This is a genomic window from Shewanella sp. SM20, from assembly GCF_025654545.1.
GTDB classification, from domain to species: Bacteria; Pseudomonadota; Gammaproteobacteria; order Enterobacterales; family Shewanellaceae; genus Shewanella; species Shewanella oncorhynchi.
Genome location: NZ_JAKKRK010000061.1, coordinates 16986 through 27114 on the forward strand (window position 1 = coordinate 16986; position 10129 = coordinate 27114).

The 10129-nt window shown below is 43.1% G+C and carries 10 protein-coding genes, 1 pseudogene and 1 riboswitch; of the genes and pseudogenes, 2 read left to right on the forward strand and 9 right to left on the reverse strand.

Features of this window, described 5'->3' with window-relative positions:
- Window positions 1–16 precede the first annotated feature (16 nt).
- Window positions 17–277: a hypothetical protein gene (locus L5M18_RS19845; protein WP_028760297.1), complete on the reverse strand. Its 261-nt coding sequence runs from the start codon at window positions 275–277 to the stop codon at window positions 17–19.
- Between the two features lie 97 nt (window positions 278–374).
- Window positions 375–2639 carry a TonB-dependent receptor gene (locus tag L5M18_RS19850; protein WP_263198367.1) on the reverse strand — a complete coding sequence of 755 codons (2265 nt, stop codon included), beginning with the start codon at window positions 2637–2639 and terminating at the stop codon, window positions 375–377.
- Between the two features lie 54 nt (window positions 2640–2693).
- Window positions 2694–2832: riboswitch (TPP riboswitch) on the reverse strand.
- Between the two features lie 197 nt (window positions 2833–3029).
- Between L5M18_RS19850 and L5M18_RS19855 the strand changes: the two genes are divergently transcribed.
- A complete protein-coding gene (locus tag L5M18_RS19855) occupies window positions 3030–3710 on the forward strand; it encodes a Crp/Fnr family transcriptional regulator (protein ID WP_012196926.1) in 681 nt (226 codons plus the stop codon).
- Between the two features lie 67 nt (window positions 3711–3777).
- Here L5M18_RS19855 and tsgA read toward each other — a convergent pair whose 3' ends face one another.
- The 6 genes from tsgA to hinT all read right to left on the reverse strand — a co-directional run bounded on the left by tsgA (window position 3778) and on the right by hinT (window position 7938).
- A complete protein-coding gene (gene tsgA / locus L5M18_RS19860; RefSeq protein WP_219252759.1) occupies window positions 3778–4953 on the reverse strand; it encodes an MFS transporter TsgA in 1176 nt (391 codons plus the stop codon).
- Window positions 4954–5003: 50 nt separating this feature from the next.
- On the reverse strand, window positions 5004–5708 hold the full coding sequence (deoD, locus tag L5M18_RS19865; RefSeq protein ID WP_012196924.1) for a purine-nucleoside phosphorylase: 705 nt from the start codon (window positions 5706–5708) through the stop codon (window positions 5004–5006).
- 300 nt (window positions 5709–6008) lie between these two features.
- Window positions 6009–6404, reverse strand: coding sequence for a YcfL family protein (locus L5M18_RS19870; RefSeq protein ID WP_028760301.1), 396 nt, complete (start codon window positions 6402–6404; stop codon window positions 6009–6011).
- A gap of 169 nt (window positions 6405–6573) precedes the next feature.
- Window positions 6574–7071, reverse strand: coding sequence for a PaaI family thioesterase (locus L5M18_RS19875; protein ID WP_168823948.1), 498 nt, complete (start codon window positions 7069–7071; stop codon window positions 6574–6576).
- Complete coding sequence (locus L5M18_RS19880) at window positions 7058–7585, reverse strand: PaaI family thioesterase (protein WP_263198368.1); 528 nt, start codon at window positions 7583–7585, stop codon at window positions 7058–7060. Before L5M18_RS19880 ends, L5M18_RS19875 begins: the two co-directional genes overlap by 14 nt.
- Complete coding sequence (gene hinT / locus L5M18_RS19885) at window positions 7582–7938, reverse strand: purine nucleoside phosphoramidase (protein ID WP_006081303.1); 357 nt, start codon at window positions 7936–7938, stop codon at window positions 7582–7584. Before hinT ends, L5M18_RS19880 begins: the two co-directional genes overlap by 4 nt.
- A 144-nt stretch (window positions 7939–8082) precedes the next feature.
- Between hinT and L5M18_RS19890 the strand changes: the two genes are divergently transcribed.
- A complete protein-coding gene (locus L5M18_RS19890) occupies window positions 8083–9849 on the forward strand; it encodes a M61 family metallopeptidase (RefSeq protein WP_263198370.1) in 1767 nt (588 codons plus the stop codon).
- Between the two features lie 98 nt (window positions 9850–9947).
- Here L5M18_RS19890 and tnpA read toward each other — a convergent pair.
- Window positions 9948–10129 (reverse strand): annotated as a pseudogene (gene tnpA, locus L5M18_RS19895) (IS200/IS605-like element ISSod23 family transposase); the annotation flags it as partial.

The following is a 10129-nucleotide window of genomic DNA, read 5'->3' on the forward strand; positions in this document are numbered from 1 at the left end:
ACATGGCGGTCAATCATTATTCGCTGTGGGCTAAATTCAGCTCACCACCGATAAACTTACACACAAATACTGCCTTGCCCCATTTCTCATGGGCCGCTTGCATCTCGGTCGCTAGCATAGTCATCACATCTAAATAATCGCCGCACACTTGAGTTGCCATCGCATTAGTCACGCGCTCGATATTGGGATAACTATCCACGCGGCCAATAAACCACTTGATAGGATCGAGGTAATTTTCATTAAAGGGATACATGCTAATTTCTGCGGTCAGTTTCATTTTAATTCCTTGATATTCTAAAGTAAGGCTGTAGCCCAAATACTGGGCTACAGTTCAGTTAACACTTAAATGATTATACTCACTTTAAAATGAGCTATTACATAAACTTAACGTTAAAGGTTACGCCAATCTGACGCGGATCGCCGTAACGAATATATTGCTTTTCCGCCCAACCGTTATCTGGCTCATTGCCAAAATAAAAGCCACGTACACCGTATTCTTCATTAAACAGATTGCGTCCCCACAAATATGCCGACCATGCGCTCGCCTCATAACCTACGCGAGCATTGACGATAGTGTAGGGTTCAGAGCGGGATTCATTGCTGTCTGAATAATAGAATTCACTCTTACCGCTAAGATTCAGGTTAGCAAACCAACCCGAATTAGCACGATAAGTCCCGCCAAGGCTGTAGGTAACGTGTGGAGAATGGGCCAGATCGCGGCCAGTTAAATCCACAAACTTATCTTCACCCACCTCATACTGATAATCACCATAGGCTGTATTTAAATAGCCAAGGCTAGAATATAAATGCCAATTACTATCGATGTACCAATTAGCATCAATTTCAAGACCATAGTTTTTTGAACTTCCAGCATTATCTACAAAAAGAATAAACTCACTTATATCTTCAGGATTTTGTTTAGATGCAGATACTTGCTGGTCTTGTCTATCCATATAAAAAATAGCAACATTCGTACTAAGAGCGCCAGATAACCATGCAGATTTAAGACCTAATTCATAGTTATATAAAGTTTCCGTATTAAACTCTTTTTTATCACTGAAATCAGCGGGAAGTGTCATATTAAAACCACCCGCTTTATATCCTCTGGCAACGCGAATGTAAGCATTATGCTGTTCACTCAGTGCTTTACTCAATGCGAGATGACCACCCCACATAGTTTCAGAGGGCGAAAAAGCATCCAGATTTGTATCACTATAATCACTCGAGCGATTTTCTAATCTCAATCCAAGAGACAGTAAATAATCATGACTCATATCGATATCGAGTTGACCAAATATCGCATAATTTTTCGCATCATATATTGAATCCAGATATTTAGTTCTTTCTTTAAAGCTAGGATTCAAACCACCGTTACTATATTTTGCATAATCAACCAGACTGTTGTCTTCCTGCAAATTAGAAAAATAAACGCCAAATAACCAATCAGTCGATTCGTTAAATATTTTCCCTGCATCATTTGAAGTAAGACGTAATTCTTGAGTAAACGTTTTTCTTTCACCAACTTTTGACCATGTTGCATCATACACACAAGGCAACTTTCCTATTGAATTCCAATCGGCATCATAAATATCACATTGCTTCCCAGCCCAATACTCAGGGTTCGACCAATCGCCATCGTAACTGTAATGGTGATCGGTATTCGCAAAAGAGGTTAACGAAGTTAATTCGAAGTTTTCTGCGCCGGAATAGGTCGCTTTAAAACCCGCGCCTGTGGTGCGCTGGCTATCAACACCCGGTTGATCCGATGTTGTCTGGGTTGGTGAATTGGTTAAACTCCAGACATCATAGCCATTATCAAAATCGGCATGCAGCACAGTTAAATCAAACTGCAAATCATCTGTCGCATACCAGCGCAGCTTAGCGCGGCCGCTGAATTCATCGCGACCATTGGTATCATCACGGTCTAAATACAAGTTATCGTGGTAACCATTTTGCTGATGTTGCTGCATTGACACACGATAAAGCAGCTTGCCAGAATCCGTTAATGGGCCAGAACTGAAACCACTAAAAGTGCGTAAATCATCATCGCCTAACGACACTTCGCCGCCATGCTCAAACACATCAGTTGGATCGTTACTCTTCAGATAAATCAATCCCGCTAAGGCATTCGCGCCATAACGCGTCCCCTGCGGTCCACGAAGCACTTCGACCTGCTGTAAATCGTACATGCTCGACACCATGCCAATACCGGATAAATCGATATCATCTATGATGTAACCCACGGAAGAATTAGGTGCGCCTTGGTATTGCTCCTGCTCCCCTACACCGCGAATTTGAAAATATTTCGGCCGAGAGCTTCCACCTGACCAGTTAAAATTGGCGATAGAATTAAGCAAATCTTCAAAGTGTTGCGCACTTTCATCTTGAATTTTTTGACTGTCGATAACGGTAATGCTGGAGGGCATTTTTTCTAAGCTTGAACTGCGAAAATCCGCCGTCACCACCATGACTTCCATCTCAGTGCTGGGATCGGGTCTGTCAATAGCGTCGGTTTGTGCAAAAACAGGGGTGCTCAGCGCTGCAGCGATGGCTAACGCCAGCGGCGCTCGGGCTAAAAATAAGCTTGGCAATACGGTTGAAAATGGAGATTGATGGTTTGACGTTTTACGGTTTGACATAGGACCTCAAATATAATGTTTGAGATCCGGCAACGAATAAGCGATTCAGAAGTGTGCTGTTGATTGGCCCATTCCTACGCCGGTATTAGCCGGATCAGGTTCTAAGGGTTCGTCAGATGACATCTCAGTTTGCAGCCGTTAACGTTAAAATCAGAGTAACATTAATGCACAACAAACACCCCTTGGCGGTGCCTAGTATACATGACGGAAATAAAAAGTGGGCACTCTTATCTCTGCGATTCAATTAAATGTCGCGAAAACCACTGCCCTTCAGTCCGTATGATGAAAATATCTTTAGTAGCCGCCTAAATCCTTTCGTCCATTTGACCGCCTATTATGATAATGCTATAGAAGGTCGCAATTTCGAACACAGTAAGAGGACAATAGTCGATGCAGCTAAAACCTTTATCGAAAGGACGTTATAGCCAGCGATGGGAGCAAGACTATCCACTTATTGAAGCGGTTGTACTTAGCTGCATCAGCGAAATAAAAATGCTCAAAAAAGGCGCTCACCTCATGACGCAGGGGGAAGCGATGGCATCACTTGTATTGGTAAAGCAAGGTCGAGTATCGCTCGGCCATACCGCAAGAAATGGTCGGTGTTTTCAATTAGGTACTATTGATTGTGATTCACAACTGTTTGGCGAAATGGAGTTCTTCACCCAGTACCACTGTCAACTAGACATTATTGCCAGTGAACCCTTAGAAATCATGTTGATTAGCGCTGAAAAACTACAACATTGCCTCGGTCAGCATCCTCAACTCGCGCTATTTTTCGCTAGTGCAATTGCGATTGACTACCAAGACACAGTGGATATTTTTACTCGACGACTGCTCTATCCCATCAGTTATAACGTGGCATTTGATATTTACCATGAATACTTAAATGACTTGCCCGTAGATGGCTTTAGTAAACGCTATTTAGAGGCTGAACGATTTGGTACTACCGACCGAGTCTACCGTCGGGCGCTACAAAATCTTGAGGAACGAGGCTTAATTGAGCGGAAAAAAGATGGCATTCGGATTTGTGATCTCAACGCACTCAAGAAATTTGTTGAAGCAGGTATATAACCGCTTTCAACATAACCCACACTCGACTTAATTTAACAACCGAGTGTGGGATGGATGCACAGGTAAATTAACTTACCGATGGAGAGTGTTGTTCCATAGCCGATTTCATCCGACTTGAAACGATCAATAGCATAAATATCGCTGCGTAAAGCAGAGGTATCACATACATCACTGTTTGTAATCCGATAATACGTTCAAAGAAAGAACTGATGGCTGGGCTAAACATCGCCCCAGCACTTCCGCTAATAAGAATATATGACACATTTTTGCTGCTGGCTTTTTTTACAAAAGACACGCCATAAGCAATAAATGCATTATAAAGCGCGGCACACACAAAACCGTAACCATAGGTTAAATAAGCTATCCAATTAAGATTATTGGTACTGACAATGGCAGCGGTGATCACCATAGCTAAAGCAATAATACCGACTAAGAAATGGTGAATTTTTACACGAGTCACAATCACAGTCGAAATTAACGCCCCAATTAGCGCAGCGGACCAATACTGGGTAATAATATTACCGGCATCTTCAAACGGAATATCAAATTTTTGTTTTACAAATAAAGGTGCCCAAGTTAAAAAAGTATATAAAGCCAACATTCCTAAAAATAAACCAATACCTCCACTAATAATACCGAGATTCCATTCAGACTGTTGTTTCTCTTGTGTTGTAGAAGATTGCTCGCAAATAGAGAAATGAGTGAACAAGGTAATAATGACTGTACCGAACGCCACTAAACCTACGGCTAAATAGCTATAACTCCATGATAATGAATTTGTTAATGCATAAGTCGTTATCAATGGAAAAATAACGCCTGCAATATTAAACGTTGCATCTTGCACCACTAACATTGTGCTTTGTAATTTCTCTTGCCACACAGACACCACAATCGTACCAGCAATACATAGACCGATACCGCCACAAAAACCAATTAAGGTCATTGCTACCATCACAACTTGTAGGGAACTGGTTAGATGTAAAGCCAGAGCAGAAAGAGCAACCAGACTGTAACTTATCAAGGTCATTCTTTTGATACCCATTTTTTCAATAAAGAAAAATGCTGCAATCGTTCCCGCGAGTGCACCGCCATTAAGCAATGAAAAAATTGATGCAACTTCGTTAACATTAGCGGCAAATTTCTCAGCTATGGGTTCAATCAACATCCCAAATTGGGTCGCAAAGCCCGCCATAATAAAATTGGCGAGAAAACTGATGGCTGTTAAAGTAATTTTATTATTCATTATGTCATTCCATAAGTGAAATGCTAAGGGTTCAAAGGATGGCTTTAAACCTAATTGAGGGCGGTTTCTAACGCGAGCTCGATCATATTATTAAAAGAGAGTTGGCGTTCTTCGGCCGTAGTTTCTTCACCGGTTAAACAATGATCCGATACCGTTAAAATGGCTAATGATTCGATACCTTGTTGGTGTGACAATCCATAAAGCCCCGCCACTTCCATATCAATACCTAATACCCCAAAACGTTCAAGTGCGGGGATCATATCTTCGTCAGGATCGTAATAAAGATCACCACTAAAGATATTACCAACTTTTACACTAATACCTTTCTCATTCGCTGTTGTATAAGCTTTATGCAATAAAGAAAAGGTCGCAGAAGTCGCCATTTGGTAGCCGCTACTACGCTTAGCGTTAGTAGGTGAATCCGTACCTGCGGCTTGGGCTAAAATGACATCTCGCATTTGTACATGTTTTTGTGTTGCACCTAAACTGCCAATACGAATAATGCGTTTCACGCCAAAATAATTAATCAGCTCATGGCCATAGAGCACCATAGATGAAATACCCATACCATGCCCCATAACGGAAATGCGTTGTCCTTGGTAAAAGCCTGTGTAACCAAGCATATTGCGAACATTCGTGACTTCTACGGCATCGGTGAGATAGGTTTCAGCGATATATTTAGCACGTAGTGGATCACCCGGCATAATAACAGTTTCAGCAAAATCAGTAGGTTGAGCATTAATATGAGCAGTCATCTTTCTATCCTCATGTGGTAATATGCTGATAGTAGTGCTCAATCACTGAATATATTTAGGACTAAAGTCCGGATTTCATCTTGCCGTAAACCTTTTTGCTTAAAAATGGGTAATTTATCGCAACTTTCAATGTCAAAAAGACGAAAGCTAATAACATTTGAATGACCTTAAGGTCATTGAACGTTGATGTAAAAAGAATAAAAAGGCTTACTCCTTAAAAGAAGTAAGCCTTTTTAAAACGGGTTTAATATCAAAAAATCAATTAAACACGGAATAAACTAAACAGAAGTAAACTCAAGCTTAGTTTGAAAAGGTTTCACGCACGTATACATCAAATTTAACCACTTGGGCATTAGGTGCAACAGCGCCGACTTGCAATTGCTGTTTACCGTGTAATTTCACCGATTTCCAGCTGGTCGCTTCATCTTCGATAGTAAAACCGCTGGCATCGTACCAAGTGAATTTATATTGCACACGCATATCGGACGAGGATTTGCTAACAATCAACGCTGAGCCCTGCACTAAATCACCGACTCGGCGTGCATCCACACTCTGTACCGCAATATCTCTGGCAAAGCTGGAGTTATCGACGCGGGTTTCACCCAGTGAGCTCACTGAAATCCCTGCGGTATGTGAGGCACAAGCACCTAAGGTAAGCGCTGCGGCCAGTAATAACCCTGTATAAACTTGTTTCATATATTTCTCCTAGTCACGCCACAAAATACGCAGCTAGCGCATCATTTCCCATTAAACGACAAACTAATCGAACAGTGCTGAACTCATGCTTAATAACATAGGTTAAATAAAGCATTCTCAATCTAAAATAGTGAATCAGTCATGCTTCATCAATCTAAACTTAATCAGATTAATCAATCAAAAAATGTGCCCGTGCCGTAGCAATAAGCTGCTTACGATTGGTTTGCCAACAATCAATATTCACGTTGGCGACTCGTCGACCCTGACGGGTAATACGACACTCAGCAAAACTATCCTTGTGCAGACCTGCACGTAAATAGTCGATTGAAAAATCAACGACTTTAGGCACCTTTGCCGTTTGCATAAATACCATTAACTGCACTATCGCTGACATTTCCATAAAGCCCGCAATCACGCCGCCATGAATAGCGGGCAACACAGGATTACCGATATTGTCGTCTTTAGCGGGCAATTTAAAAATCAGTTCATCACCAAAACGCTCCACCTTCATGCCAATAAATTTGGCATAGGGAACGTGCTCAAGTAAATGGCCAAAATCATTAAGTTCAGTGGCGCGTTTAACTATCCCTTGCACATCAATAGGCGCTTTAACCTGTGCGTTTTGAGTTGTACTGGCTGCATCTAGTATCGAATTATTTGCGCTCATCACTCTCTCCTATCGCAGGCACGGCTTCACCCATTAACGCTTGCCTAAAGGCATCACCAACCATTTCAGGGCTTATCCGCATAAAAGAGCCGACGGCATGGGCGATGGGATCGTCGATACTGTCTTGGTAAGCAATTGCCCGAGTAAAGGCAACATTAGAAGACAACTTATAGCATTCTGCAAAACCAAATACAGGCTTATGGGGCTGAGCGGGCTTCATGTAGTCCACCCGCAAATCGAGCGTAGGTGATATTTCTAATAATTTGAATTTATGGAAAATAGCGCTCACGACTGCACTGCCACAGGCAGTATCCATTAAGGTAGTGATCACTCCACCATGGATAACGCCCGTATCGGGATACCCAATTAATTCAGTGCTGTAGGGCAACTCAATCAACACATGGTGCTCACTCGCCTCCAGTACCGTTAAACCGAGACGGCGACACTGGGCTAGTTGATCCACAAACCGCTGCGCCATTTGGGTCAGCGGGAAAAAATCCGAATTGACCTTCATTTGCCTTGGCTCAACATGGGCCCCAGAGGCTCCCCGCCCACAAGGTGGAAATGAATGTGATAGACTTCTTGTCCACCGTGTTGATTGCAGTTCATGATCAGTCGGTAGCCATCTTTAGCGATACCCGCTTCCGCCGCTAATTTAGCCGCAACCGTCATCATACGGCCAAGCACCGGCTCATCAGAGGCTTTCATGTCGTTCGCCGTTGGGATCAAATGATTCGGCACAATCAAAATATGGGTTGGCGCCTTAGGGGAAATGTCTCTAAAGGCAGTCACAAGTTCATCTTGATACAGAATATCCGCGGGAATTTCGCGACGAATAATTTTGCTGAAAATCGTTTCTTCGGCCATGGGGCGTCCTCCTTGGGTTAGTTGGCATAGTATACTAGCAATTCAATACTTTGTGTCTGCAGATATTTTGCTTTTCATTTGCCAGTTGCAGGCATTTTTGGCAGCATGGCCACCATTAAAACACTCAGGTTTTGCAGGATAAATATGATCCATTACCAGATAATCCCCGTCGATCCGAAAGCCCATTTATTCGCTGTCACTATGACATTATCACAACCCAAGCCAGTGCAGGTCTTTAGCCTACCCGCTTGGCTGCCAGGCAGTTATATGGTGCGCGACTTTGCCAAAAATATCATTGAACTCAAGGCACAAGATGCACAAGGCCAAACGCTTAAGCTCACCCAACTAGATAAGCAAACTTGGTCGATTGACAATAATAGCAGCGAAATTATTCTGACTTATCAAGTGTATGCTTGGGATCTGTCGGTGCGCACCGCGCATTTGGACACGACCCACGGCTTCTTTAACGGCAGTAGCGTGTTTTTATCCGCCCATGGTTTCGAAGACTCTTTACACACCGTCTCTATAGAGCCACCAACAGAGCCAACATTAAGTGACTGGCGCCTTGCTACCAGCATGACTCGCACCAATGGTGACGATTTTGCCTTCGGCCAATTTTCAGCTAAAAGCTATGACGAGCTCATCGATCATCCGGTGGAAATGGGCTTATTCACCTTAGGGAGTTTTGATGCCTGTGGCGTGCGGCATGATATCGTACTCAATGGTCGCCACCGTGCTTGTATGCCAAGGCTCTGCCAAGATTTAAAGGCCATTTGTGAGTATCAGATTAACTTCTTTGGTACGCCTGCACCGTTTAAACATTATTTGTTTATGACCACAGTATTAGACAATGGCTTTGGCGGTTTAGAGCACAGAGCTTCTACTGCATTAATGTGTTCACGCAAAGACTTACCGCTGTCGCTAGATATGCCAATCAATAATGACTATCGCACTTATTTATCCCTGTGCAGCCACGAGTATTTCCACAGCTGGAACGTTAAGCGCATTAAGCCTGAATGCTTTTTACCCTATAAACTTGAGGCAGAAACCTATACGCCACAATTATGGGCCTATGAAGGCATCACCTCCTATTACGATGACTTTCTTACCTATCGTGCAGGTCTGGTAGATGAACAAAGCTATTTAGATATGCTGAGTGAGACCTTCACCCGTGTCTATCGCAGCCAGGGGCGCTTTAAACAAAGTGTTAAGGACTCAAGCTTTAATGCTTGGACTAAGTTCTACAAGCAGGATGAAAACGCACAAAATGCCATCATCAGTTATTACACTAAAGGGGCTCTGTTTGCGCTGTATTTAGATTTAACCCTGCGCAGCGAAACCCAGGGCAAATATAATCTCGACCATGTTATGCAGATTTTATGGCAGGAATATGCTCTGCAAGATAAAGGCACCACAGATACTTGCCATCAAGCCATCGTGGAACGACTCCTTGGTCGTGATTGCCAAGATCTGTTTGCCTACTTAGATAGTACGGACGATATTCCGTTAGCGGCTTTACTCGCCGAATTTGGGGTCAACTTGAGTCTTCGATCCAGTCAAGGTGCGCAAGATGTGGGCGGCGGGCAAGCGAAAGGTTATGAGATTGCATTCGGCGCGAAAACCCAAGCAGCACCTGTTGGATTAAAAATCGTGACTGTCACCCAAGGCAGCCCTGCACACCTTGCAGGGTTAAGTGCAGGTGATGTGTTAATTGCCGCGGATAACCTACAAGTCTCAGGACAATTTGAGGCGCAGCTACAGCAGTATCCGCTGGGTGAATCGTTGAATTTACATTGGTTTAGACGGGATGAATTGATGACGGGTGGGTTAACTATTGCTGCCGCGCCTAAGGATACTGTCGCCCTATCCATTCGTGACAAAAGCAAAATAGCGGCTTGGCTTGGACGTTAATAGGCTTTCGGCTTAAGAACAACTTTTGAGAAATAGTAAAGAATCCGCCTTCTTAGAAGGCGGCTTTGACTTGCCCCTGGAAGGGGCTATTCCAAAAACTACATCATCTGCAACGACAATTGAGCCTCATGTTCCTGATCTTGTTTATCTTGATGGCGCACATATCGTCTAATGATTTCTTCATTAACACCTACTGTATCTACAAAATAACCTCTGGCCCAAAAGCTATTGCCCCATAGCTTTTTACGTACATGAGGGAATTTATTGAATAGCCTTATCG

Excerpts from the sequence above, each read along its gene's own strand:
- L5M18_RS19845 (WP_028760297.1), bottom strand. The coding sequence starts at position 277 with ATGAAACTGACCGCAGAAATTAGCATGTATCCCTTTAATGAAAATTAC.
- L5M18_RS19850 (WP_263198367.1), bottom strand. The coding sequence starts at position 2,639 with ATGTCAAACCGTAAAACGTCAAACCATCAATCTCCATTTTCAACCGTA.
- L5M18_RS19855 (WP_012196926.1), top strand. The coding sequence starts at position 3,030 with ATGCAGCTAAAACCTTTATCGAAAGGACGTTATAGCCAGCGATGGGAG.
- tsgA (WP_219252759.1), bottom strand. The coding sequence starts at position 4,953 with ATGAATAATAAAATTACTTTAACAGCCATCAGTTTTCTCGCCAATTTT.
- deoD (WP_012196924.1), bottom strand. The coding sequence starts at position 5,708 with ATGACTGCTCATATTAATGCTCAACCTACTGATTTTGCTGAAACTGTT.
- L5M18_RS19870 (WP_028760301.1), bottom strand. The coding sequence starts at position 6,404 with ATGAAACAAGTTTATACAGGGTTATTACTGGCCGCAGCGCTTACCTTA.
- L5M18_RS19875 (WP_168823948.1), bottom strand. The coding sequence starts at position 7,071 with ATGAGCGCAAATAATTCGATACTAGATGCAGCCAGTACAACTCAAAAC.
- L5M18_RS19880 (WP_263198368.1), bottom strand. The coding sequence starts at position 7,585 with ATGAAGGTCAATTCGGATTTTTTCCCGCTGACCCAAATGGCGCAGCGG.
- hinT (WP_006081303.1), bottom strand. The coding sequence starts at position 7,938 with ATGGCCGAAGAAACGATTTTCAGCAAAATTATTCGTCGCGAAATTCCC.
- L5M18_RS19890 (WP_263198370.1), top strand. The coding sequence starts at position 8,083 with ATGATCCATTACCAGATAATCCCCGTCGATCCGAAAGCCCATTTATTC.